Raw genomic sequence first — 24,941 nt, 5'->3', positions numbered from 1 at the left:
CCCCGATGTTCACCTTCCTCGTCAGCCAGTCGGTCCGCAACCGCCTGCTCGTCCTCGCGCTCGCCGCGGTGCTGGTAATCTACGGCGCCTTCACCGCCACCAAGCTGCCGGTCGATGTCTTCCCCGACCTCAACAAGCCCACCGTCACCATCATGACGGAGGCGGAGGGCTACGCGCCCCAGGAGGTCGAGCAGCTCGTCACCTACCCCATCGAAACCCGGATGAACGGCCTGCCGGGGGTAACTCGCTTGCGCTCCGTCTCGGGCGTCGGCCTGTCCATCACCTATGTCGAGTTCGACTGGGGCACGGACATCTACCGGAACCGGCAGCAGGTCGCCGAGCGCCTGAGCCTGGTGCAGGACCAGCTGCCCCGCGGCGTCACGCCGGTGATGGGGCCGATCTCCAGCATCATGGGTCAGATCCTACTCGTGGCGGTCACCAGCGAGACCGCGAGCCCGATGCAGGTTCGCGAGGTCGCCGACTTCACCATCCGGCCGCGGCTGCTGACCATCCCGGGCGTGGCACAGGTCATCCCCATCGGGGGCGAGGTGCGCCAGTTCCGGGTCAGCCCGAACCCCGCGGCAATGCGTTCGCTCGAGGTGACGAACGCCCAGCTTGAGACGGCGCTCGCGCAATTCGGGACCAACGCCGGCGGCGGCTTCACCGACCAGCATTCCCGCGAGTACCTGATCCGAAACATCGGCCGGACCATGAGCCTCGACGACCTGCGCAACCTCGTGGTCGCGACGGTCGCCAACACGCCGGTCCACCTCCGGCAAGTCGCCGAGGTGTCCTTCGCAGCCCGGGTGAAGCGCGGCGATGCCGGCTACATGGCCAAGCCTTCGGTCATCGTCTCGGTCGAGAAGCAACCCGACGTCGACACCGTGCGCCTCACCCGCAGCATCGAGACGGCGCTGAAGGAGCTCAACCCAAACCTGCCCGGTGGCATCAAGGCCGACCAGGTCCTGTTCCGGCAGGCCGACTTCATCGAGACCTCCATCCGTAACGTCGAGCGCGTCCTCGTCGAGGCCGTGCTGGTGGTGGCGGTGGTGCTGTTCGCGTTCCTGCTGAACGTGCGCACCACCGCCATCTCGCTCTTGGCCATCCCGGTCTCGGTGCTGACCACCGCGGTGGTGTTCCACCTGTTCGGTCTGTCCATCAACACCATGACGCTCGGCGGCCTTGCCATCGCCATCGGCGAGCTCGTCGACGACGCGGTCGTGGACGTGGAGAACATCTACAGACGCCTCGGCGAGAACCGGCGGGCAGGCAACCCGAAGAGCACGTTCCAGGTGGTTGTGGAGGCCTCGAACGAGGTTCGCTCCGGCATCGTCTACGCGACGCTGATCATCATCCTGGTTTTCGTGCCACTGTTTGCGCTGTCAGGCATCGAGGGTCGGCTCTTCGCGCCACTCGGTCAGGCCTACATCATTTCGATCCTGGCAAGCCTGCTCACTTCCATTACCCTGACACCAGTGCTGGCCTCCCTGCTATTGCCGGGCCTCAAGAACCTGGAGGAGCACGACAGCCGCTTTCTCAAGCTGCTCAAGCGAGGCAATGCCGCTCTGCTGCGGGTTGCGTTCCGGCATCAGGGCCTTCTGGTGGGCACCGTCGCGATGGCAGTGATCGGCGCGGGCATCGCCGCCTGGAACCTGCCGCGCGCCTTCCTGCCGCCCTTCAACGAAGGGTCCTTTACGGTCAACGTGACCTTCAACCCGGGCATCTCGCTCGCTGAGAGCAATCGGGTCGGACTGATCGCCGAGAAGCTGCTGCTGGATATCCCGGGCGTGAAGGCGGTCGGCAGGCGAACCGGCCGGGCCGAGCTCGACGAGCACGCCGAGGGCGTTCACTCCTCCGAGATCGAGGTGGCACTCGACGAGGGCGAGAAGCGGCCGAAGGAGGCGTTGGTTGCCGACATCCGCGGACGCCTCGCGGCCCTGCCGGTAGCGGTCAACGTCGGCCAGCCCATCTCGCATCGGCTCGACCACATGCTCTCCGGCGTGCGCGCCGAGATCGCGCTCAAGGTGTTCGGCGAGGACCTCGATGCCCTGCGCCGGGTGGCCAACGCCTTGCGCGATCGAATGACCAAGATCCCGGGCCTCGTCGACCTGCAGGTCGAGCGTCAGGTGCGCATCCCGCAGTTGGAGGTACGCGTCGATTACACCCGGGCGGCCCTCTACGGAGTGCAGCCGGCCGCCGTCGTCGAGCAGATCAGCCGCCTCTCGAATGGGCGCGTGGTCTCGACTGTCGTCGACGGCGTGCGCCGCTTCGACGTCGTGCTGCGCCTCTCCGAGAACCGGCGGACGACGACTGGCCTCGGCGACCTCCTGCTGGAAACGCCCTCGGGCTGGGTGCCGGCGCGCCAAGTGGCCGATATCCGCGAGACGGACGGCCCGAACCAGATCCTGCGCGAGAACGCGCGGCGTCGCATCGTCGTACAGGCCAACACCAACGGCGAGAGCGACATGACCACCATCGTGGCGGCCATCCGCGAGGCCGTGGCGAAGGAGCCAATGCCGCCGGGCTTCTTCACCAGCCTGGAGGGCACCTTCCAGGCGCAGGAGGAGGCGAGCCGGACCATCGCGGCGCTCTCGGCCCTATCCTTGGCCATGGTGTTCGCCATCCTCTACAGCCGCTACCGCTCGGTCGCTCTGGCGCTCATCATCATGGGCAACGTGCCGCTGGCGCTGATCGGCTCGGTGACCGCTCTGTGGCTGGTCGGGCAGCCACTCTCGGTCGCGTCGATGATCGGGTTCATTACGCTGACCGGCATCGCAGCACGCAACGGCATCCTGAAGATCAGCCACTACCTGAACCTGTCGCTCCACGAGGGGGTGCCGTTCGGGCCCGACCTCGTGATCCGTGGCAGCCTGGAGCGGCTGACCCCGGTCCTGATGACGGCGTTGTCGGCCGGCGTGGCGCTGGTGCCGTTGCTCTACGACGCGGCGAGCCCAGGCAAGGAGATCCTGCACCCGGTCGCGGTGACGATCTTCGGCGGTTTGATCAGCGCGACGTTGCTCGACACCTTCCTGACCCCCGTTCTGTTCCTGCGCTTCGGCAGCAAGCCGCTCGAGCGGCTTCGCGCCCTCCACGCCGATGCGCCGGCTTACCCATCCCCGGACGGCGCGCGACCGCGTTCGGCCGAGGCTTATTGACCCCAGAGGAGGCAACAGCGTGATCCTACCGAGACTGACCCTCGTCGTCGGCCTGCTGACTGCGACAGGCGTGAGTGCCCACGAGACCGCCGGCCAGCACGGCGGCCGGGTGACGGACGCCGGCAAGTTCCACGTCGAGCTCGTCGCCAAGGGCGAGACCGTCGACGTGTTCCTGTCCGACGGCGAGCAGAAGCCAGTCCCGGCCACCGGCTTCAAGGGCACGGCCATCCTCGTTGTCGGCGGCAAGCCGGCCCGCGTGCCGCTGGAGCCGGCGGACGGCAACCGCCTCACTGGCAAGGCGACCGCCACGCTCGGCGACAGCCCGAAGGGCGCCGTGCAGCTCACTGGCCCGGACGGCGCGACCGCCAGCGGCAAGTTCAACTGACCCCTAACCCCGAGAGAGGAAGTTCCATGACCCAGATCCGCACGATCGCCCTCGTCGCCCTCCTGTCCGGCAGCCTCGTCGGCACCGCCCTGGCCCAGGGCACGCACTCACACGGGACCCATGAGATGCCGGGCAACCCGGCCGCGACCCACGACGACGAGATGATGAAGATGATGCAGTCGATGAAGCCGGATCCGAAGGATCCGGCCTCGACCAAGGACTTCAAGGCCGCCGACATGACGATGATGCACGACATGCACGTGCCCTACAGCGGAAACGCAGACATCGATTTCCGCACGCACATGATCCCGCATCACAAGGGCGCGGTTGCCATGGCCAAGGTCGCCCTAAAGCACGCCAAGGACCCTGAGACCAAGGCGATGGCCCAGAAGATCATCGACGACCAGGAGAAGGAGATCTCCGAGATGGAGGCGTGGCTGAAGAAGAACGGCAGCCGGTAATCCACCCTACGCCGCCGGGTCGCTTTCGGCCCGGCGGAACCGCACGGAGGGAACAGACATGAGCGACGCGCCACATGGACACCAGGCGGCATCGGCGGGCCACGCCCACGCGTGCGGCCATGACCACGGCGCGCACGCGCATGGCCAAGGCAAGCATGGCGCGGCCGCTGCGAACGTGGACGGTGCCGACCGCGTGAAGGACCCGGTCTGCGGAATGATGGTCGATCCGCACACGACCAAGCACCGGGCTGAGCATGACGGCCATCCGTACTACTTCTGCTCGAACGGCTGTCGGACCAAGTTCGAGGCGAGCCCCGTCCGCTACGTCGACCCCGGCCAGGCCGTCGCGAAGGTCGACCCGGTGCCTGAGGGTACGATCTACACCTGCCCCATGCACCCCGAGGTGCGCCAGGTCGGCCCCGGGGCATGTCCGATCTGCGGGATGGCGCTTGAACCGGCCTTGGTCGGCGCGAACGAGGGCCCAAGCGAGGAACTCCTCGACATGACGCGTCGGTTCTGGGTCGGGCTGGTCCTGACCTTGCCGGTGTTCGTGTTGGAGATGGGCGGCCACCTGTTCGGCCTCACGGAGCACCTGGGCCAGCAGACGTCCAACTGGATACAGTTCGCCTTGGCGACCCCGGTCGTGCTCTGGGCTGGCTGGCCCTTCTTCGTGCGCGGCTACCACTCAGTCGTCTCGCGCAACCTGAACATGTTCACGCTGGTCGCACTCGGAACGGGTGTTGCCTGGCTATACAGCGTTGTCGCGACGTCGGCCCCGGGAGTGTTCCCGGAGGCCTTGCGCGGGCACGGTGGGGCAGTGCCAGCCTATTTCGAGGCGGCGGCCGTCATCACGGTGCTGGTGCTCCTCGGGCAGGTCCTGGAGCTTCGCGCTCGCGAGGGCACCGGTGGCGCTCTCCGCGCGCTGCTCGACCTCACGCCGAAGACGGCTCGCCGCATCCGGCCCGATGGTACGGACGAGGAGGTACAACTCGACGCCATCGGGATCGGCGACCGCCTGCGCGTACGCCCCGGCGAGAAGGTACCGGTTGACGGCTCCGTCGTGGAGGGCCGCAGCTCGGTCGACGAGAGCCTCGTGACAGGGGAATCCATGCCCGTCACCAAGGAGGTCGGGGCCTCCGTCATCGGCGGCAGCCTGAACCAGGCCGGTGGGCTCGTCGTCGAGGCAACCAAGGTCGGGCGCGACACCATGCTAGCCCGGATCGTCCAGATGGTGGCCGAGGCCCAGCGCTCGCGCGCACCCATCCAGCGCCTGGCCGACCAGGTTGCCGGCTGGTTCGTGCCGGCGGTCATCGGCGTCGCGGCGTTGGCCTTTGCCGCTTGGATGGCCGTCGGGCCGGAGCCACGCTTCACCTTCGCGCTGCTGGCGGCTGTCGCGGTGATGATCATCGCCTGCCCCTGCGCGCTCGGGCTCGCCACGCCGATGTCCATCATGGTCGGTGTCGGCCGGGGCGCCCACGCCGGCGTCCTCGTCAAGAATGCAGAGGCGCTGGAGCGCATGGAGAAGGTCACCACGCTGGTGATCGACAAGACCGGGACGCTGACCGAGGGCAAGCCGGCAGTGACGCGGGTGGTGCCGGCGGCCGGTTTCGACGAGGACACGGTACTGCGTCTTTCGGCGAGCGTCGAACGCGCGAGCGAGCACCCGCTCGCGCTCGCCATCGTGAAGGCAGCCGGGGAGCGCGGGATCGCCCTGGCTCCCGTGTCAGATTTCGACAGCCCAACCGGCAAGGGGCCCTCGGCACGGTTGATGGCCGGCGCGTCGCGCTCGGCAACGCCGCCTTCCTGCGCGAGCAGGGCGTGGACGTCTCGACCCATGCGGCCGAGGCCGACAACCTCCGGCGCGAGGGCGCCACCGCGATCTTCGCGGGCGTCGACGGGCGCGTGGCTGGCGTCCTTGCCATCGCCGACCCTATCAAGGCGACGACGCCCGAGGCGCTGGTGGCGCTTCGAGCAGAGGGCATCCGGGTCGTCATGCTCACCGGCGACAACCGTACCACGGCCGAGGCAGTGGCGCGCCGGCTCGGTATCGAGGAAGTCGAAGCGGAGGTGCTGCCCGACCAGAAGGCGGCCGTGGTCGAGCGCTACAAGGGGACCGGGCAGGTAGTCGCGATGGCCGGCGATGGCGTGAACGACGCGCCCGCACTCGCGGCAGCGGACGTTGGCATCGCGATGGGTACGGGCACGGACGTGGCCATTGAAAGCGCGGGCCTGACTTTGCTCAAGGGCGACCTTCTAGGCATCGTTCGGGCACGGCGGCTCTCGCGAGCGGTGATGGGAAACATCCGCCAGAACCTGTTCTTTGCCTTCATCTACAACGCGGCCGGCGTTCCGGTGGCGGCGGGCATCCTCTACCCGTTTCTCGGCATTCTGCTCTCGCCGGTCATCGCGGCGGCAGCCATGGCGCTCTCCTCGGTCAGCGTGATCGGCAACGCTCTGCGCCTACGCGCAGCGAACCTCGACCCCGCGTCGACCCGATAGGAGCACGCATGTTCCCGACCTGGCTCCATGCCCTCTCGATCAGCGCACTGCTGCTGGGTGCCGCCTGCTCGTTGTTACTTTCAGTGCAGGTGATCCGGCACCCCCAGCACATGACCATTATGAACGTGGTCTGGCCGGTCAGCGCGCTGTTCGGCACGCTCGCCGTGGTCTGGGCCTACTACCGCTACGGCCGGCTCGCGACGATGGAGGCGCATCACCACGCCAAGGAGCGGGGCGAGAAGCCGCCGAACATGACCGGCACACCGTTTCCTGTGATGGTCGGCAAGGGCGCACTCCATTGCGGCAGCGGCTGCATGCTCGGTGATGTTGCCGCCGAGTGGCTTGCCTTCCTGGTGCCCGTGGTGGCGGTCTGGTTCGGCTGGCACTCGATCTTCGATGAGAAGATGTACGCCGTGTGGGTTCTGGACTTCGTTTTTGCCTACGGGCTTGGGATCGCGTTCCAATATTATGCCATCGTGCCAATGCGAGGACTGTCACCTGGCAAGGGTTTCGTCGCAGCCCTCAAAGCGGACACACTGTCGCTTATCGCCTGGCAGATCGGCATGTACGGCCTCATGGCGCTGGTTCAATTCCGGCTCTACCCGCACGTGGCTGGGCAGCAGGCGCCGGTAAACTCCGTCGAGTTCTGGTTCGCCATGCAGGTCGCCATGGTCGCAGGGTTCCTGACTAGCTACCCGGTGAACTGTTGGCTCGTCAGTTCCGGCATCAAGGAGCGGATGTAAGTCGGAACCCGGCGCATCCTCCCCGCCGTCCTTGGCGGGATCGAGCGCACTGAACAGCCTTCCGCCTGTCTTCCCCTACTCTGGAGCTTCTGTTGTTCACGCCCGCCTTCGTGCATGACCTCATCCACCGCGTCGCGGGGTTGGACCAGCCCCACGGACACTGGTGGATCGAGCTCGTGTCGCTCCTGGTTCTGATCGTGGCACCGGTCTGGACGGGATCGTTGGCGCTCCGGCTCGGCTGGCGCTGGTTAGTAAGGTGGCACCAGCGTCAAGACGCAGAAACTCCAGTGGGGTGGCACTTTGAGCGCTACATCATTCGTGCGACACTGCGCTACCAGTACCGCCTTGTCCTACTCTCGCTCCTGACCTTGCCGGCGGCTTGGCTTCTTCTAGAAATTCCGAAGCACATCATCAACCACGCCCTCGCAGACGCTGAGGGCGGCCGCACATCCAGGATGATGTTCCTGGGCTTTGATCTCGGGCGCGTCGAGCTGTTGTTCGCGCTGTGCGCGAGCTATCTCGCCGTTCTCATGCTGGGCGGATTAGCGAAATATGCAGTTACCTGGGCACGTGGACGCCTGAACGAGCGTCTCGTGCGCCGGCTGCGCCTCGCGGTCGTCCGCCGGACACGCTCGGAGCGCTCGCCCGAGCGCCGGGCTGCGCTCTCGGCGGTGGCGGTGCAGGAGGTTGAGCCGGTCGGCTACTTCGGCGCCAGCCTGGTAGCTGTGCCGCTCGTTCAGGGCGGCACGCTTCTCACCAGCGTCCTCTTCCTGCTCCTCCAGAACGCTGCCCTGGCTTTAGCGGCGCTGGTGATGCTGCCGGTGCAGCTCAGCATCTTGCCGCGCCTTCAGCGGCGCTTAAACGGCAAGGTACGCGAGCGAGTGCATGCAACCCGGGCGCTCGGCAGTCTCTTGACCACGTCGTCACAGCGGAATGTTGGACAAACTTCGACCCTAAATCAACAAATATCTCAAGTTGAAAAACTAGAGATGGTGCGTATTGATATCGCCGATTTCAAAGGTCGATTGAAGGGACTGTACAATTTTACCTCAAACTTAACGCCATTCTTCCTGTTCTCGATCGGTGGATATCTGGTAATCCAAGGTCGGCTCTCGCTGGGAGCCCTTGTCGCAGCACTGGCGGCGTATAAGGAGATCGCACCGGCCTTGCGGGAATTATTCGACTTCGCGCAGAACTGGTCGGATGCCAGGGCACGCTACGATGAGGTCACGCAGGTGCTTGAGCAATCTGCGTCAGCAACCTCACAGACCACCGAGGTGCCCGTCCGCCACCTCATGCCAAATCGAACATCTTTGGCCATGTATTAAGCGAATAAAAACAATATCAAATACATAAATATGCATCATACCAGATATATATGGAGGATTTTTAGCTTCTGCCACATGATGAAATCCTTGAACAATCTCGGATTTGTAGGACCATTACATATCCATCTAGAAACGAAGGCCGCAAATCAGAATGCTAATCGAGAACCAGTTCGGGGGGCATTCTCAGCTTCGAGTAAATGCCCGCTTGATCGCTGTCATGGATCAGCACACTGCACCAGACTCGCCTTATGCCGCTCGTCACTGGTCATCCGCAGGGCGCGCCACGCGTCGAAGTCGAATTCCAGGCAGCCAGCTTCGGATGGCGAGCATGCAGCAACCTGTCGCCACCCAAGTGCTAAGGCGCTTCTCGTGCTTTACCGCTGACACCTGACACCAAGAGCGGGAGCGTTACGTTCCGGCCGAGCTACACTGAGGAATACCGTCATGACACACCAAGATGATCCACTATGGTACGACTATGAAACAGAAGAAAGGCGGAAGAGACGCTTTCCATTCTGGAAGTGCGTTTTGATTATCGCTTTCACAGTTGCGGCGATCTACCTACTAGTTTGATCGGGTCGCATCTCGAATTTACAAAAAGGAGGTTTCTGCATGCTTGTAGTTACGATAGCCAGATGAATTACAATTTCTAAGTCGTGAGCTAGAGGAACGTTGTCAGCGGGTAACCAACTTGGGAATATTAGAACATATACAGACATCGAATTTGATCTTTTAAGTCATCCTTTGCTACGCCGATACGAATGATCGAGCATCCACCTCTTATTTGGTTTGATCGGTTTGTTGTGCCATGAATGCTCATCATAACATTCGCCACACAACCGTTCTGATCTAGAATAGGAAATCTGCGTCATAAGTCTCTCAGGCGTCGATAAAAAATTCCATGTCCAGCAAGAAACTCGCGCGTCAGCATTATCCCACACAGCATTCTCCCAAAGGGCGTCGACGCGTTCGTAGTCAAGTTCTAGAAAGTGCAAATAGGGATTTTCTTAATATTGTATGTGGTATAATATTTACTATTGTAATGATATCGCTTTATTATATGATTTTATAAATAAAATACAGCAATATAAAACCAAAAAACATTGTATCATACTAAATTTCATTCCCTGGATATCAAACATTTTACTTAAGATTTTCGTATCGGTGACAGATACAACAACCAATGTTGCCGCGCCCGGCAGCATTTCCGATGAGTGCCCGAGCTAGATCGCGAGCCTACGTTTCCGCTACATTGGCTTCTGACCGCGGATCGAGGGCAGATCAGTGCGCTCAAAGTTCGCCGTATTCCCCGATAGCTAGGTCGGCTTCAACTTTGTTGATGGAGTCAGGCTCTCATTTGACGCTCTGAACTCAACTATCGTCAAGGCGGGTCGGAACACCTATAACTACGTACCAAGCCTGCCGGGCGAAGACAGCGCTGGTGTCGCCGACCGGCACTTCCACCCGGGTGAACCACTGCCGTTCGGCGGACCTTGGCCGGTCGGTTCTGACGCCGTATCTCCTTCATCTGAAAGGATCTTGCCACATGCGCACTCTAGCTGTTTCGATCGGACTACTGACAGCTCTATGGATGGGCCCCGCCGCGGCGCATGGTTGCCACCGCGGCTGGCAACAGGCTCCCATGGATGGTTGGCACAGTCACGGCATCAAGTGTGATGCCCGCAAGGGGCTGGGCGTTTCTCGTCGCGGCAAGATCAACAGCCGTCGACCGGCATAACATTTATTTTTATAACTGCAACGTGCGAGTATCTACTTCTTTCAGGTCCTCGCGCGTGATTCAATCAAAAAAATAGCTGCTATATTGTCTGCCATCTTCTTAAGTATTGTTTTGAAACCCCATTTCTTACCAGGCTGCTGAGCTTGAGGGTTGGGTGAGCGGCAGGCGTCGCGGGCGTTGGATGAGTGTCTTACGCTCAACCCGAGAGCCCCAATGCGGACGCCCGCCGCGCGCGCCGAGCTTGCGCGCGAACCCCTGCCGTATGCAACCTGCCTGAGCGATGCTGGATGGGCCGTGCTCGACGGCATCCTCTATGTCCTGCGCACCGGCTGCGCCTGGCGTCACCTGCCGCTCGACTTTCCGCCTTTGCGCGCCCCACGCAAGTTGTGGCAGTTCCTCGCCCACTGCTTTGCCGAGCGCACCTACCGAGGAGGACGCGTCGGCACTGCCACCGCCCTCACCGTCGAGATCGTCGAGCCCGGGGACGGACAGACAGGCTTTGCGGTGCATTGAACGATATAACCTAATTATATCAATTTACTGATGGCATACAAGGATAGACTTTTTGTTCAAGCTCTGTTTTGCAGTGTCGCAAGCTTCCGTGCCGCGCCACGCTGCGCTCTAAGCCGCTCTCCGTAGCGCGCTGGCATCGCGGGTGTCTTCCACGAGCCGGCCTGCATAACCTCGAGCAGCTCGAAGCCTGCCGCGAACATGTCCTGCGTCGCCCCGACCCGGGTCGAATGCCCAGAGGGGAGACGCGTGAGCTTCAGCCCGGCCGCCGCAGCAAGATTGCGGAATACCCGCGCCACGTCCCTGTCCCCGAGCGCGCTCGCCCCGACCTTGCCGCCCTTGGTCAACGGCCGGAACAGCGGCCCGCTCTCCAACCCAGCCGCGGTGAGCCACGCCTCGACATGCGCCATGGTGTCGGGCGCCAGGTACTTGATCGCGCCTTCGCCCTCCTGGTCGGCCTTGGATCGCCGCACGAGGATCGTGCCGGAGCCGTCGGCGCCGCGTTCCAAGTCTCCGATCTCCAGGGACACGAGTTCGGAGCGGCGCAAGAGCGTATCGTAGGCGACCGCCACCAGGGCGGTGTTGCGGAGCGCGATCAGTGGAGCCCCTTGCTCACCCTCTGCTACGCGCCGGTGCAGGCGCTCGGTGGTTTTCGCGGCGAGCATGCGGTCGATGCTGGTGCGGTTGAGCGGTTCGGCCTGTTTCTGGCGCCGGCCCTTGGTCCGGTTCATGCGTTTGATCGCGAGCCGGACGATCTCGTCGGCGCATGGGTTGTGCAGGCCCGCGGCCCGGTGCAGCGCGGCGATGGATGAGCGGTAGCGCTCGACCGTCGCGCGGGACTTGATGTCGGCCTGGGCGTCGATGAAGGCGGCGATCGTCTCCGGGGTCGCCGGCAGCATCGTCCGGTCGTTTTCCCGGCACCAGGCGGCGAAGATCCGGCTGTCGGCGGCGAAGGCCCGGACCGTGTTGTCGGCGAAGGCACCGCGTGCGGCGCGGGCGTAGCCCTCCAACCGCTCGATCAGGATCTCGTTGGCGGGCGGGAGGCCTGCGGGGAGCGGGACCGGCAGGGCTGGCGCCTCGTGGGTGGGTTCCGGGGTCGGGTCGGCGCGATCGAGGTCCATGGGCGGAGCCTACCCGGCCGGGCCTTAACGATCTACTAATTGTGACCGATAGATGGTGTTATCGGTCACAATCAAGCAACTCAGAACGGTGTTCCGTTTTGGGCCGAGAAGGCGACTGGGTCCGAAAACCTGGCGCTGGCAGCGCGCCTGGTATAAACATCCATCTGGTACTCAACCAAAGAGGAACGCCATGGAGTCGCGCGCATCCAAAATCGTCGATGGGGGGAAGCTCGTGATCCCTGCCAGCTTCCGACGGGAGATGGGGCTTCAGGTCGGCGATACCGTTGTCATGGAAATGGTAGATGGCGAGCTTCGGGTCCGATCGCGCGATGCTGCCATTGCCGAGATCCAGAAGCTCGTTCGCGGCCTGGTTCCAGAGGGTGTCTGCTTGTCCGATGAGCTGATCGCTGACCGGCGTGCCGAAGCGGCCAAAGAGTAGGACCATGGCCATGAGATACGCTTTGGACGCCTCGGCCCTGCTCTGCCTCCTCAACCAGGAAGAGGGACAGGATCGCGTCCGTTCCGCGCTGGCCGAAGCGGCCATCTCCGCGGTCAACTACTCGGAGGTGGTTGCCAAGCTTGTGGAGCGCGGTGCTGTCGTCGCGTCGATCAGCCGGGCGCTCGAGCACCTGCACCTCACGGTGGTCGACTTCGATCGCGCGCAGGCTGTCGACGGCGGCGCACTGCGGCAGGCGACGCGCCAGGCAGGCCTCTCATTCGGCGACCGCGCCTGCCTAGCGCTGGCGAAATCGAAGGGCCTCACCGCCCTGACGGCGGACCAGGCCTGGGCGAAGCTGGACGAAGCCGTCGGCGTGACGGTCGAGCTGGTACGCTGATGAAAGCGCGGTCGACTAAAAATATTGGCCGTATTTCTTGTTCTAGGTCTAATTATTATTGCCATGTGGTGACGCTTGTCGACCCCGCTCGGATATTTCGAGTGCACATGATCAGTCTACGCAGCTGATCTTAATCCGACACCCGCAATCTATATCCGAAATGTCTACTTACGATCGGTTATGACATTTTAATTTACGACACACTGCCCTGACATCGGCAATCGCGTTTTGATCGCGTGTCGAACGCATCAGCCTACCCAAACCTGCACTGTAAGGAAAATTGTCGGACACTGTTGGCGAATTCCGGGAACGGGCGGGAGGGTGTAGGCTGGCCATCCCGCTCGGAGGCCGCCTATGTCGCTCCGACCCCAACTCTCGCTACCACCCGTGCCAGAGGATACCGCCCGCGTCGCTCAAACGGCATTCCGGCGTGGCAATCCCTACCTGCTGCTGCGCACGCGGCTCGGCCCGATCTTCGCTGATGCCGAGTTCGCTGACCTCTACCCCGCCCGCGGCCAGCCGGCTTACGCACCCTGGCGCTTGGCCCTCGTCACCCTCTTGCAGTTCCGCGAAGGCCTCAGCGATCGTCAGGCTGCCGACGCGGTTCGGGCGCGGATTGACTGGAAGTACCTGCTGGGTCTGGATCTAGCCGATCCCGGCTTCGACTACAGCGTTCTGTGTGAGTTTCGCGGCCGACTGCTGCAGCACGAGGCAGCAGAACGGCTACTGACATGCATCCTCGACACCGCGCGCGACCAGGGCGTGCTCAAGGCGCGCGGGCGTCAACGGACCGACAGCACCCACGTGTTGGCCGCAGTGCGCGACCTCAACCGCGTCGAACTGCTGGCCGAGACGCTGCGGGCGGCGCTCAATACCGTCGCGACCCTCGCTCCTGACTGGCTGCGCAGCCTCGCCCCGCCCGAGTGGTACGAGCGCTACGACCGCCGCATCGAAGACGCGCGCCTGCCGGAGACCGGCCCCAAGCGCGAGGCGTTTGTGCTCCAGGTCGGAGCCGACGGCTATCGCCTGCTCGACGCGATGGATGGTGCGGGCGCCCCACCCCTCGCGGTCGCTGCGCCAGCGGTGGCCGTGCTGCGCCGGGTGTGGGCACGGCACTTCGCGCGCGAATGGGAGGGCAGTCCGCCCACCGGCGACAGCGTTCGGCTGCGCCCGGTGCAGGGACGTGGGCCCGGCGACCGGATCGAGTCGCCCTACGACGTCGAGGCCCGGTTCCGGGCCAAGTCTGGAACGGAGTGGACCGGCTACATGGTCCATCTGACCGAGACCTGCGACCCCGACCTGCCTCGGCTGGTCGTTCACACCGACACCACACCGGCCAACGTGCACGAAGCGATGCGCACCGGCGCGATCCATACCGGCCTGGCAGGCCTGGATCTGATCCCCTCCGAGCACCTGGTCGATGCGGCCTACGTCAGCGCTGAGCACCTGGTTGCGGCACGCGAGCGGCACGGCGTCATCCTGATCGGCCCCGCCCGGCCGAAGCAGGGATGGCAGACGAGGGAGGAAGGGGCATTCCACGTCACCGATTTCGCGGTCGACTGGGAGCGCCAGCGCGTAAGGTGCCCCGAGGGCCGTGAGAGCACGAGCTGGCGCGCCTACCGCGACAAGGCGAGCGGACGGCCGTTCATCCGCGCGGGCTTCAGCCCTGCCGTCTGCCGGGTGTGTTCCGCCAAACCGCGCTGCACCCGGGCGGGAAGCCGCCGGCTGAGCCTGCATCCGCGCGCTGAGCATGAGGCCCTGGCAGGTGCGCGAGAGCGTCTGGAGAGCGATGAGGGGCGGCGGCTCTACGGGCAGAGGCAAGGCATCGAGGCGACAATCTCGCAGGGCGTGCGCCGCTTCGGCCTACGCCGGGCGCGCTACCGGGGGCTGGCCAAGACGACCCTCCAGAGTGTGGCGACGGCGGCCGCTCTCAACCTGGATCGGCTGGCCGCTTGGTTCGCGCTGCGGCCGCTGGCCCCCACACGCACCTCACGCTTCAAGGCACTCACAGCTTAGCTGTCGAGTTCGCCAACAGTGTCCGATCGATTTATCTACATGCGCGGCAGTGGGATTTGGAACGTTCTATGCGGTCAAGCATAATGGGATCGCCGTTTAGATGGGCCTAACGAGCCGACGCTGAACACGCATCAGCCCGATGAGGGACAGGATCGTAAATCCGGCTCCGGCAAGGAAGGTCATGGTGGGCTCGTACGAGTCCCAGACTGCACCGGCAACTACGCTGGATATAAGCATCGCGAGACCCCCGACGAGGTTTGTAAAAACCTGGACTTGATTAGACAGACAGTGTCAGCTTCACTTCCCTTCAGCCCGACCGAGAATGGCTTGGCGTGCGGTCACGCCCTCAAGCCCTGCGCCTGCGGCGCACCGCTTCGCGGCTTCGCGGCTTCGCGGCCCGACCGCCTGACCGAACCAAGCCAGAGGTTTTCGGGCCGAAAATGGCTTGCAGTAGGGGCACTACTCTCCCCTCGATCGCGCCTCAACCTGACACTGTCCGACAGATCAAGTCCTGACTTTCACACCTGCTTGCCCTTTACTCCAAGGTGTAGGGGCTCGGATGTTGTCATGGTCATTCCTCGCGAACTCCACCTACACCCGCTCAAAACGTCTCAGTCTTCCGCCCAAAGACGCAGCAGGTTGGCGCTGCACTTCGAGAGAAAGTCGAAGGCACCCGTCTTGCCCTCTCGGGTGAACAGATCGCGGCGCAACGTTTCCAGGTCGAACAAGATCTCGCGGTTCTCCGCACTGCGCACGTAGCTACGCGCCCAGCCCACCGCCGCAACCCGCATCCCACTCTCGACCGGCGCGACGCGGTGCAGGGTGGTCGAAGGGTAGATCACCATCGAGACGGCCGATAGCTTGAAGGGCTGCTCGCCAGCGCTCGTCTCGATGACCAACTCGCCCCTACGTAGCTCTCGGGCTCGGCCAGGAAGAGCGTGAAGGACACGTCGGTGCGCATACCCTGCATCAAGGCGTCGTCGACGTGGGTGCCGTACTGCTTCCCCTCGTCGTAGCATGTGTGCTGACTTCCTTGAAATGCATTTGGGCACCTCTGAAACTATACCCGAAACTGACGCGGTGTCGTTCCGGTCCTTGAGCAAGTAATCCCGCACCAACAGACGCCATCGCCCTCTGAAAGCCCCTTGACTCTGTACCATGGTACGGACCGTAGGGTGATGGAGTGGTTACGATGACGGGAACGGCGATGAGGGATCTAACCATTGGGAAAGCGGCCCGGGACGCCGGCGTAGGCGTAGAGACCATCCGCTTCTACGAGCGTAAGGGCTTGATCGAGCAGCCAGCCAAGGGGGCCGGATACCGGACTTACGCACCTGAGGTGGTCGCCCGCATCCGCTTCATACGGCAGGCCCAGGGGATCGGGTTCTCCCTGAAGGAGACGCGGGAGCTCCTGGCCCTGCGCGCCAACCCGAACGCCGACTGCGCGGAGGTGCGCGCCCAGGCCGAGCATAAGATCGCCGTGGTGGACGAGAGGATCGCCGAGCTGCTGCGGGTCCGCGCAGCATTGGAGGCGGTCGTCGCCTCCTGCCCCGGGCACGGCGGCCTGGAGGGATGCACCATCCTGGAAGCCCTGGAAGATCCGAAGCACGGACCAGTGCCGTGCGGATGCGACGAACCGAGAGAGGACACCACCATGAAGACCGTCACCCTGAAGGTCGTGGGCCTGCGATGCGCGTCCTGCGCCGCCTCGGTCGGCTCGCTGCTGGACGCCCATGCCGGCGTCCGCAGCGTCGACGTCTCGTTCGAGGAGGGACGCGCCCGCGTTCTCTACGACCCCGCGACCACCAGCGAGGACCGCCTCGTCGCGCTGATCGAGAAGCGCGGCTTTCGCGTCGTGGCGCGCGACCCGGCCTGATCTGCTCATCCGACGTGGTCTGGAGACAACCCGATGGCCTCAGCGATGCTCGATCTGGAACCGCCGCTTTGGAGCGAGGAACCGGCCAGCCGGCCCGACCGAGCCCGCATCCGCGCCAGGATCGGCGGCCTGCACTGCTCGCTCTGCACAGGCACCATCGAGAAGGCGCTCGGCAGCCAGCGCGGCGTCGACCACGTCGCCGTCAGCCTGACGCACGAGCAGGCGCTCGTCGAGTACGATCCGGCCGTCGCCCGCCCTGCGGCGTTGCTCGGGATCCTGCGCGACATCGGCTACACGATCTCGGACCCGCGTAAGGTCCGGCCCTACGAGGAGGAGGAGCAGGACCTCGTCCGTGAGAGCCGCCGCTTCGTAGTCGCGGTCTCCCTGAGCGTCGCCTCCATCCCCATCATCGCGGATCCGACACTCGGCTGGATCGGCTACCTGCCCGCTCTGGTTTGCATCAGCCTCGGCGCGATGGTGTTCCTCGTCCTGAAGAAGACGAGCCTCGTGGCTGCCGTCGCCAGCACCGCCGGATTGACCGCGCTGGCGCTGGGCCTGCTCTACCTGAACCTGCAGGGCTACCTCACTAGGTCTGCACCCTGGCTCGTCGCGGCGCTAGCCGTGATCCTCGTCTTCGGGGTCGGGCGCCACATCCTGCACATGGCCTTCCAGGCCCTGCGCCGGGGCATCCTCAATCAGCATGCCCTGCTGGAGATCGGCGCCTTCGCGGGCATGGCCGGCGGCGTGATCGGGCTCGTACTCGACCAGCCGGGCTACCCGACGGCCCCGTTCTTCGCTGTCACGGTGATGGTCGTGACCTACCACATCTTTTCGGAGTGGCTGTCGCTCATCGTCAAGACGCGCAGCTCGCAAGCCGTCAAGCGCCTCCTGGACCTACAACCCGAGACTGCCCGCGTGGTCCGAGACGGCCTGGAGCAGAACCTTCCGCTGGAAGCGGTGACGGTTGGCGACCTCGTCCGCATCCGCCCCGGGGAGCGTGTACCCGTCGACGGCACAGTTGCCTCTGGGCGCTCCGCCGTCGACCAGGCCCTCGTGACCGGCGAGCCCATCCCGGTCGAACGCACCGAAGGCGACGCTGTCATCGGCGGCTCGATCAACGGCACCGGCACCCTGCTGGTTCGCGTGACGGCGGTCGGGGCCGGGAGCTTCCTGCAGAAGGTCATCCGCGAGGTCGAGGACGCCCGCGCCCTCAAGCCCGGCCTGCTCCATCTCGTCGACCGGGTGCTGCAGGTCTACACCCCGGCCGTGCTCATGGTGGCCGCACTCGCCTTCACGGGTTGGCTTACCGGCACCTGGCTCCTCGGTGGTGAGGCAGACATCGCGCGGGCCGTGTTCGCGGGCCTCAGCGTCCTGGTGATGGGATACCCGTGCGCGGTCGGCATCTCGGCCCCGCTCTCCATCGTGCGGGGTGCCGGAGAGGCCGCTGGGCACGGCATCCTGATGCGGACGGGCGAGGCCTTCCAGGGCTACCGCCTCGTCGACACCATCGTGCTCGACAAGACCGGGACCCTAACCCAGGGCCGGCCCGTGGTTCGCGAGGTTGAGGCGTTTGCAGGCACCGAGGCCGAGCTCGTGGCCCTCGCCGCCGCGGCCGAAGCCTCCTCCGAGCACCCGTTAGCCCAAGCCGTGGTCAAGGCCGCCTTTGGGCACGGTGCCGTGCCTCCGGAGGTCGACGCGTTCGAGGCTATTCCGGGCAAGGGGGTCGTAGCCCGGATCGGGGATGGCGACGTGCTGGTCGGCAGCCCCGCCTTCCTTTCCGGCGAAGGTATCGACCTCTCGTTCGCCCGGCTCCGCATCGGTGCCCTGGAAGAGGCTGGGCGCACCGTCATCGTGGTGGGACGCGGCGGGCGCCTACTCGGCCTGCTTGCCCTCGACGACAGGCTACGCGCCGATGCCGTGCAGGCCATCGCGGCCCTGCGCAAGGAGAGCCTGCGGACGGTTCTCCTCACCGGAGACAACGAGCGGGCCGCACGTCGGATCGCCGCAGAAGCGGGCATCGACGAGGTCCATGCCGGGGTGCTGCCCGACGGCAAGGCCGAGATCGTTCGTGGGTTCCAGGTCTTGGGCAAGGTCGCGATGGTCGGCGACGGCATCAACGACGCCCCTGCGCTGATGCAGGCCAACGTCGGCATCGCCATGGGCGGCGGCACGGAGATCGCCATCGAGGCCGCCGACATCATCATCCTGTCGAACCGCCTTGCAGCCCTACCGGTCGCTCGCCGGATCAGCCGCCGCAGCTACGCCAAGATGCTCCAGAACGTCTGGCTGGCCTTCGCCTTCAACGGGATCGGCATCCCGGTGGCCGCCACCGGCCTGGTCAACCCGATCTGGGCGATGGTCGCCATGGCTGTCAGCGTCACCGCGATCTTCCTCAACTCGCTTTGGGGACAACCGGGCCTCTTCCTCGGCGCGATCATGAACGTCGGTCACGTGCCCGAGGCGTCACGCAGCAACCTGACCTGAGAGGAGCTCACTCGATGAAAAACCAGCGTTCGGGCGTGGCCGCTGCGCTCTCCGCCGCCTTGATGTCGCTCGTGACGGCAAACCTGGCGCAAGCCGTCGAGGATCCGCCGCCCATGTCGGTGCGGGCCACCGGCCTAAAGGTCGCGACCATCCCGGTCGAAGGAATGGTCTGCCTTTCCTGTGCCGCCTCCATCAAGAAGGCCGTCAGGAAGGTCGACGGGGTCACCGACGCCGAGATCGACTTCGTCCACCGTTCGCTCCGCGTAACCTACGCGTCCGGAAAGGTCTTTCTCCTCGGCCGGGTGAGCACCGCCATCGTCGGCCTCGGCTATAAGCCCGGCACTCCGGTTCTCGAACCGTGACGCTCGAAGGACTGATCCAGCCGCTCGCGTCCGGCGTTGGCGGACCCGCGGCGCTGTGGGTCACCTTCCTGGCGGGGCTCCTGGCCAGCGCGGTCTGCCCCTGCACGCTACCGGTGGGGCTCGGCCTCGCCAGCGTGGCGAGCGCCTCCGAGGCCGGATCGCGACGCTCAGGGCTTCAGGTCGCCGGAGCCTTCTTCGCCGGAATCGTCCTGAGCCTCGCCGTTCTCGGAGCGGTGGCGGGCCATCTCGGCGCCCTGGCCACCGAGGCGTTCGGCAGGGGTTGGGCCCTCTTCATGGCCCTCCTCTCGTTCGCGTCGGCGCTGCTGGCGTTCCTGTGGCCCCGGATGCGCATCGACGGTCTCACCGCCTGGCGCCGGCCCGGCCTCTTCGGCGCCTTCGCCTACGGGCTGGTGTTCAGCGTCGGCACCTCGGTGGCGCCCCTGCTTCTCCTGCTTACGGTCGCCGCGTCTGACGGGGACCTGGGACGGGGCATCCTGCTCGCCTTCGTGTTCGGCCTCGGCCGGGGTCTGCCGTTCCTGGCCGCTGGGGTGGCCGGAGGGGCCGTCACGCGGCTGGCGCGCCTCGGCCTATGGGGCCGGACCCTGCAAATCTTCAGCGGCGGGGCCCTTCTCATGGTCGGCGCCTACTACGCCCAGGTCTACGCGGACCTTGTCTGAACCTTGGAAGTCATGATGAGCAACGACACGAACGCCCCTCTCACGGAGGTCACGCTGTCCGTGCCGGGCATGATGTGCGACGGCTGCGCCGAGAAGGTGCGGGACGCGCTCCTGGCCGTACCCGGCGTCCGGCAGGCGAAGTCCAGCGCCCGGCGCAAGCGTGCCTCCGTCCGCTTCGAGCCGTCCCGGGTCGGGCCTGCAGAGATCCGGTCGGCCCTCGCGGACAAAGGGTTCGAGAGCGAGGAGGCCCGGGCATGATGTCAGCGACACCCGACTTGCCGGATATCCAGCTGGAGCGCCTGCTTCGGCTGCTTGCGGCCGCCACCTTCGTCATCTTCTTCCAGGCGTTCATGGTCGCCCCGATCCTGCCGCAGCTCGGGGCGGCGTTCGGGACCTCGCCGGAGAGGGTCGGCCTGATCGTGCCGGCCTATCTGGTCCCGTACGGGGTGGCGACGCTGGTCTACGGCCTCCTGGCGGACCGCCTCGGCATCTGGCGCATCATGGCGGCCTCCCTGACGGCCTTCGCCGTACTGAGCGTCCTGACCACCACGGCTGGGTCCGTCGAGCAACTCGCGTTTTGGCGGGTACTGACCGGGCTCGGGGCGAGCGGCGTCGTTCCGCTGGCGCTCGTCCTCGTCGCCCGGCTTTTCCCCTACGAGCGACGCGGGCGCCCCCTCGGCTGGCTCTTCGGCGCCATGGCCGGCGGCATGGCCTTCGGATCGACCTTCGGCGCGCTGCTCGAACCCTATCTCGGATGGCGCGGCCTCTTCCTGGCCGTCGGGGCGGCAGGGGCGGCGATCCTGTTCGTTCTCATACCGGCCCGCGGAATCATCCCAGGCGCAACGTCGAACGCGGCAAGCCTCGGTATGTTGGTACGCGGGTATCGGGATCTTCTGGCTTCCTCACGCGGGCGGCGCACCTACGCCACCGTCCTGCTGAACTCGATGTTCCACTCCGGCGTGTTCACCTGGCTCGGGCTGTATTTCGAGCGACGCTACGGCCTAGGTCCAATGGGGGTCGGCCTCGCCCTCTTGGGTTACGGCATTCCTGGGCTCCTGCTCGGCCCGTTCATCGGCCGGATGGCGGATCGGCAGGGCCGCGGCCGCCTCCTGCCGCTTGGGCTCCTCCTGGGTTCGCTCGCGGCGGCGGCGCTGATCCTCGACGCGCCCCTGCTCCCGGCGGCGCTGGCGGTGACGGTCCTATCCCTCGGCTACGACATGACCCAGCCCCTCCTCGCCGGCATCGTCACGGCGTTCGGCGGCAAGCGCCCGGGGCAGGCCATGGGCCTGAACGTCTGTCTCCTCTTCGTCGGGTTTGGAGTGGGCAGCCTGCTCTTCGGCTGGGCGCTTCGCTACGACTTCGGGATTGCCCTGGCGCTGTTCGCGGCCGCGGAACTGGCGCTTGCCATCACCGCAATCCGGCTCTTCCGAGCAGAGACCCGGCCAGCCACGGAAGCCCGAGGATAACGTGTCTCCCTGCCTTACGCCCTTTAAATCCTGAACACGGGGTCGTGGCACGAAATGATAGGCAGGTGCAGAACGTTGTCGGCCCTGCTTCGATCTCGCGAGCGTTCGCAGACACGGGGCGGGGCGACGATGACGATGCGGGCCGACGTCTGCGGACCTCAACCAGAGCCGGGCGCACCCGCCGACCGACAAGAGAAAGGCCGTGACCGAGGCCTTGAGAACGTCGATGACGGTGTCCAGCGCAAAAGGCAGAATGTAATCGCCCGGAACCTATACCAACTCCAGATTTGTTGTCCTTCAGAATGCTGGAGTACCCGACATGAAAATCTATGATCTCGCGATCATCGGCACCGGCACGGCGGCCATGGTCGCGGCCATGCGTGTTCGTGGTGCAGGCTGGAATGTCGCCGTGATTGACCACAAGCCATTCGGCGGCACCTGCGCACTTCGGGGCTGCGACCCGAAGAAGATGCTCATCGCGGGAGCCGAGGTGATCGACGCCGCAGGGCGAATGCGCGGTCATGGCATCGTCGGAGATGTGCGGATCGACTGGCCTGACCTGATCGCCTTCAAGCGCACCTTCACAGATCCGGTGCCGGTGAAGAACGAGCACCGGTATGCCGACAAGGACATCGACACTTTCCACGGCGAGGCCCGGTTCACGGGCCGCACCACGCTCGATGTCGCCGGAACGGCGATCCAGGCACGGCACATCCTGATCGCGGCTGGGGCAGTGCCGGTGCCACTCGGCATTCCTGGCGAGGAGCATCTGGCGACGAGCGAGGAGTTCCTTGCTCTGGAGCACCTACCGTCTCGCATCGTCCTTGTCGGTGGCGGCTACATCGCGGCCGAGTTCGCGCGCATCGCGGCACGAGCCGGGGCACAAGTCACGGTGCTTCAGCGGGGAGAGCGGATGCTCCTGCAGTTCGACCCCGATCTCGTCGGTTGGCTCATGAAAGCGTTCGACGGGATGGGCGTCGATGTGCGCACCCGGACGACCGTCACGGCGATCCAGCGGGCTGGTGACATCTTCCGGGTCGAGGCATCCTCCGACGCGGGCCAGGAGACCTTCGAAGCCGATCTCGTCGTCCACGCAGCCGGGCGCAGGCCCGCGCTCGACAAGCTCAATCTGGCCACCGCCGATGTCACGGTCGAGCACGGACGGCTCAAGCTGAACGAGTACCTTCAGAGCGTCACGAACCCCGCGATCTACGCGGCCGGGGATGCCGCGCTGGTCGGGCCGCCGCTTACGCCCGTGTCGAGTCACGATGCGAAGGTCGCCGCCGCCAACCTGCTCGAAGGCAATCACGCGAAGCCGGACTACACGGGCGTGCCGAGTGTCGCCTTCACCTCGCCTCCCATCGCAGCGGTCGGCATGTCGGAAGCCGCAGCTCGGGAGAGCGGCCTGCGCGTCCGCATCAAGTCCGAGTTCACCTCGGGCTGGTTCACGGCGCGGCGCGAAGCCGAACGGGTCTACGGCTACAAGACGGTGGTCGAGGAAGGGACCGGGCGCATCCTGGGAGCCCATCTCGTTGGCCCGCACGTGGACGAGACCATCAACGTCTTCGCCCTGGCGATCCGGCATGGGCTGACGGCCGACGATCTGAAATCCACGATGTTCGCCTATCCAACCGGATCCTCAGATATCGGATACATGCTGTGACGCTCACCCCGAGTGATCGATCATGTCGAGCACAGGGCATTCGGGAGCCGCTTCACCCGAGCACTGGTCGATGGTCCTGGTCAGGAGCCGTTCGAGCCGGGTCAGGTCGGCGATCTTCGCACGCACCCGGTCGAGGTGATGCACCGCGATTTCCTGCACCTCGCAGCAGGACGCCTTGCCGGGCTGACGCAATTCAAGGAGCGCCCGAACCTCTTTGGGGTTGAGGCCGAGTTCGCGCGCACGCCGGATGAAGGCCAGGGTGCGCACATGCTCGGTATCGTAGGACCGATGCCCCCCTTCGGTGCGTGGGGGACGGGGGAGCAGGCCCACCTTCTCGAAGTACCGGATCGTCTCGATGTTGACGCCGGTGCGCTCCGAGAGCGCGCCGATAGTCAAGGAAGCAGGCCCTCGTGTCGCTGGTAGCGCACCCATCGAAATTTACCTTGAAGCTGTAGTTGGTACAGATGTTACGCCCTCTGCGGTTCGAGGGAAAGCCATGTTCGAAGCAATTAATCATGTCATCCAAGCAGCGCGCCGATTGGCCCCGACGGCCGCCCCTGACATCGCGTGTTTCGGCGCTCGGATGCTTCGCCTAGGAAGCCTCTATGCCGCTTTGGTCCTGACAGCCCCGGCGAGTGCGGAAGGCGTGAAGCTTTTCGAGGTTCCGACCCCGAATAGCTATCCAGAGAGTGTCGCCGTCGGACCCGGCGGCGCCATCTGGTTCACGGAGAAGCAAGGCAACAAGATCGGACGTCTCGCGCCCGACGGACAGTTGAACGAGTTTTTTATCCCCACGCAGGACAGCCGGCCTCAGGACATCGTTTTGGGTCCTGACGGGAACCTGTGGTTCACGGAGAACCGCGGCAACAAGATCGGGCGCATCTCGCCCGCGGGCGAAATCGCGGAGTTCCCGCTATCGGAACCTGCGAGCTATCCCTTCGGCATCGTGATGGGTTTCGATGGTGCCCTATGGTTCACCTTGTCCGGTACGAACCGGATCGGCCGGATCACGGTCGATGGTCAGGTTACCGAGTTTGGGCTCGGCAAGACGCTGACCCCTTACGGCATCACGGCCGGCCCCGACGGCAATCTCTGGTTCACGGGCTTCAACAGCAACACCATCGGCCGGATCACGCCGACCGGCCAAGTCTCGGAGTTCCCGCTCCCGACCCTCGACAGCGCGCCGCAGAATATCGTTGCCGGCCCCGACGGGAGCCTCTGGTTTACCGAAGCCGCCGTGGACGGCGTCGGTCGGATCACGACGGACGGCAAGGTGACCGAGCTCGCGCTGCCATCGTGCCTGCCTGGTTCTCCTTCGGAGGATGGCCGTCCCTCGCGTTGCACCAGCACGAAGTCTCCCTACGGCATCGCGTCGAGCAAGGACGCCCTGTGGGTGACGCAGCATTGCGGCGGAAGGCTCAGCCGCCTCACGCCAGACGGACACTTCAGCGAGGTCGGGCTGGACGGGCTGCGAGCCCCGAACGGGATTGTGGTCGATCAGGACGACACTGTCTGGTTTGCTCTCGCGCGCTCGAACGGCATCGGCCGCCACCGGCCCAAGAACGACGGGAAATGAGCGTTGTTTCCAGGTTCCTCACTGACTCGTTTCGGGCCCCCCCCC

19 protein-coding genes and 2 pseudogenes are annotated in these 24,941 nt (G+C 65.0%); 18 read left to right on the top strand and 3 right to left on the bottom strand.

Annotation, left to right across the window (positions count from 1 at the left end):
• Nucleotides 1-5: 5 nt before the first annotated feature.
• The 7 genes and pseudogenes from F1D61_RS32565 to F1D61_RS32535 form a co-directional block, all read left to right on the top strand.
• On the top strand, nucleotides 6-3,155 hold the full coding sequence (locus tag F1D61_RS32565) for an efflux RND transporter permease subunit (RefSeq protein ID WP_203159472.1): 3,150 nt from the start codon (nucleotides 6-8) through the stop codon (nucleotides 3,153-3,155).
• A 19-nt stretch (nucleotides 3,156-3,174) separates the two neighbouring features.
• On the top strand, nucleotides 3,175-3,540 hold the full coding sequence (locus tag F1D61_RS32560) for a hypothetical protein (protein WP_203159470.1): 366 nt from the start codon (nucleotides 3,175-3,177) through the stop codon (nucleotides 3,538-3,540).
• Nucleotides 3,541-3,566: 26 nt separating this feature from the next.
• Nucleotides 3,567-4,001 carry a CopM family metallochaperone gene (gene copM, locus F1D61_RS32555; RefSeq protein ID WP_203159468.1) on the top strand — a complete coding sequence of 145 codons (435 nt, stop codon included), beginning with the start codon at nucleotides 3,567-3,569 and terminating at the stop codon, nucleotides 3,999-4,001.
• A gap of 58 nt (nucleotides 4,002-4,059) precedes the next feature.
• Nucleotides 4,060-6,500 (top strand): annotated as a pseudogene (locus F1D61_RS32550) (heavy metal translocating P-type ATPase).
• 8 nt (nucleotides 6,501-6,508) lie between these two features.
• Complete coding sequence (locus F1D61_RS32545; protein ID WP_203159466.1) at nucleotides 6,509-7,243, top strand: DUF4396 domain-containing protein; 735 nt, start codon at nucleotides 6,509-6,511, stop codon at nucleotides 7,241-7,243.
• A gap of 92 nt (nucleotides 7,244-7,335) precedes the next feature.
• Complete coding sequence (locus F1D61_RS32540) at nucleotides 7,336-8,571, top strand: multidrug ABC transporter ATPase (protein WP_246776046.1); 1,236 nt, start codon at nucleotides 7,336-7,338, stop codon at nucleotides 8,569-8,571.
• A 1,951-nt stretch (nucleotides 8,572-10,522) separates the two neighbouring features.
• Nucleotides 10,523-10,816, top strand: a pseudogene (locus F1D61_RS32535) (transposase); the annotation flags it as partial.
• A 62-nt stretch (nucleotides 10,817-10,878) separates the two neighbouring features.
• Here F1D61_RS32535 and F1D61_RS32530 read toward each other — a convergent pair.
• Nucleotides 10,879-11,940, bottom strand: coding sequence for a tyrosine-type recombinase/integrase (locus F1D61_RS32530; protein WP_203159464.1), 1,062 nt, complete (start codon nucleotides 11,938-11,940; stop codon nucleotides 10,879-10,881).
• Between the two features lie 190 nt (nucleotides 11,941-12,130).
• Here F1D61_RS32530 and F1D61_RS32525 point away from each other — a divergent pair, with 190 nt between their 5' ends.
• From F1D61_RS32525 to F1D61_RS32515, 3 genes are all read left to right on the top strand, one after another.
• On the top strand, nucleotides 12,131-12,379 hold the full coding sequence (locus tag F1D61_RS32525) for an AbrB/MazE/SpoVT family DNA-binding domain-containing protein (RefSeq protein WP_203159463.1): 249 nt from the start codon (nucleotides 12,131-12,133) through the stop codon (nucleotides 12,377-12,379).
• A gap of 4 nt (nucleotides 12,380-12,383) precedes the next feature.
• Nucleotides 12,384-12,776 carry a type II toxin-antitoxin system VapC family toxin gene (locus tag F1D61_RS32520; RefSeq protein WP_203159462.1) on the top strand — a complete coding sequence of 131 codons (393 nt, stop codon included), beginning with the start codon at nucleotides 12,384-12,386 and terminating at the stop codon, nucleotides 12,774-12,776.
• Nucleotides 12,777-13,130: 354 nt separating this feature from the next.
• Nucleotides 13,131-14,792 (top strand): IS1182 family transposase, encoded by a 1,662-nt coding sequence (locus F1D61_RS32515; RefSeq protein ID WP_203159461.1) that lies wholly within the window; start codon nucleotides 13,131-13,133, stop codon nucleotides 14,790-14,792.
• 611 nt (nucleotides 14,793-15,403) lie between these two features.
• Here F1D61_RS32515 and F1D61_RS32510 read toward each other — a convergent pair.
• The gene (locus tag F1D61_RS32510; RefSeq protein WP_052517036.1) at nucleotides 15,404-15,691 is read right to left on the bottom strand and encodes a hypothetical protein; all 288 of its coding nucleotides are present in this window, start codon (nucleotides 15,689-15,691) and stop codon (nucleotides 15,404-15,406) included.
• 293 nt (nucleotides 15,692-15,984) lie between these two features.
• Between F1D61_RS32510 and F1D61_RS32505 the strand changes: the two genes are divergently transcribed.
• The 7 genes from F1D61_RS32505 to F1D61_RS32475 all read left to right on the top strand — a co-directional run bounded on the left by F1D61_RS32505 (nucleotide 15,985) and on the right by F1D61_RS32475 (nucleotide 23,320).
• Nucleotides 15,985-16,668, top strand: a complete 684-nt coding sequence (locus F1D61_RS32505) for a MerR family DNA-binding protein (protein WP_236012845.1) — start codon at nucleotides 15,985-15,987, stop codon at nucleotides 16,666-16,668.
• 33 nt (nucleotides 16,669-16,701) lie between these two features.
• Entirely contained in the window at nucleotides 16,702-19,152 is a 2,451-nt protein-coding gene (locus tag F1D61_RS32500; protein ID WP_099957664.1) for a heavy metal translocating P-type ATPase, read from the top strand.
• A 14-nt stretch (nucleotides 19,153-19,166) separates the two neighbouring features.
• Entirely contained in the window at nucleotides 19,167-19,514 is a 348-nt protein-coding gene (locus F1D61_RS32495; protein ID WP_099957663.1) for a heavy-metal-associated domain-containing protein, read from the top strand.
• On the top strand, nucleotides 19,511-20,191 hold the full coding sequence (locus F1D61_RS32490) for a cytochrome c biogenesis CcdA family protein (RefSeq protein ID WP_052517025.1): 681 nt from the start codon (nucleotides 19,511-19,513) through the stop codon (nucleotides 20,189-20,191). The genes F1D61_RS32495 and F1D61_RS32490 overlap by 4 nt, the downstream gene beginning before the upstream one ends.
• A gap of 15 nt (nucleotides 20,192-20,206) precedes the next feature.
• Nucleotides 20,207-20,449 carry a heavy-metal-associated domain-containing protein gene (locus F1D61_RS32485; protein ID WP_043075330.1) on the top strand — a complete coding sequence of 81 codons (243 nt, stop codon included), beginning with the start codon at nucleotides 20,207-20,209 and terminating at the stop codon, nucleotides 20,447-20,449.
• Nucleotides 20,446-21,657, top strand: a complete 1,212-nt coding sequence (locus tag F1D61_RS32480) for an MFS transporter (RefSeq protein ID WP_043075322.1) — start codon at nucleotides 20,446-20,448, stop codon at nucleotides 21,655-21,657. The genes F1D61_RS32485 and F1D61_RS32480 overlap by 4 nt, the downstream gene beginning before the upstream one ends.
• Nucleotides 21,658-21,976: 319 nt before the next feature.
• Nucleotides 21,977-23,320, top strand: a complete 1,344-nt coding sequence (locus tag F1D61_RS32475; RefSeq protein ID WP_043075323.1) for a dihydrolipoyl dehydrogenase family protein — start codon at nucleotides 21,977-21,979, stop codon at nucleotides 23,318-23,320.
• Nucleotides 23,321-23,323: 3 nt separating this feature from the next.
• On the opposite strand, the gene F1D61_RS32470 is transcribed toward F1D61_RS32475, so the two are convergent.
• A complete protein-coding gene (locus F1D61_RS32470; RefSeq protein WP_043075324.1) occupies nucleotides 23,324-23,752 on the bottom strand; it encodes a MerR family transcriptional regulator in 429 nt (142 codons plus the stop codon).
• 214 nt (nucleotides 23,753-23,966) lie between these two features.
• Here F1D61_RS32470 and F1D61_RS32465 point away from each other — a divergent pair, with 214 nt between their 5' ends.
• On the top strand, nucleotides 23,967-24,896 hold the full coding sequence (locus tag F1D61_RS32465; protein ID WP_099957661.1) for a Vgb family protein: 930 nt from the start codon (nucleotides 23,967-23,969) through the stop codon (nucleotides 24,894-24,896).
• Nucleotides 24,897-24,941 lie beyond the last annotated feature (45 nt).

Origin of the sequence: Methylobacterium aquaticum, assembly GCF_016804325.1 — a bacterium.
GTDB classification, from domain to species: Bacteria; Pseudomonadota; Alphaproteobacteria; order Rhizobiales; family Beijerinckiaceae; genus Methylobacterium; species Methylobacterium aquaticum_C.
Note: the sequence above shows the minus strand (reverse complement) of the source record. Positions and strands in the feature narration are given on the sequence as shown.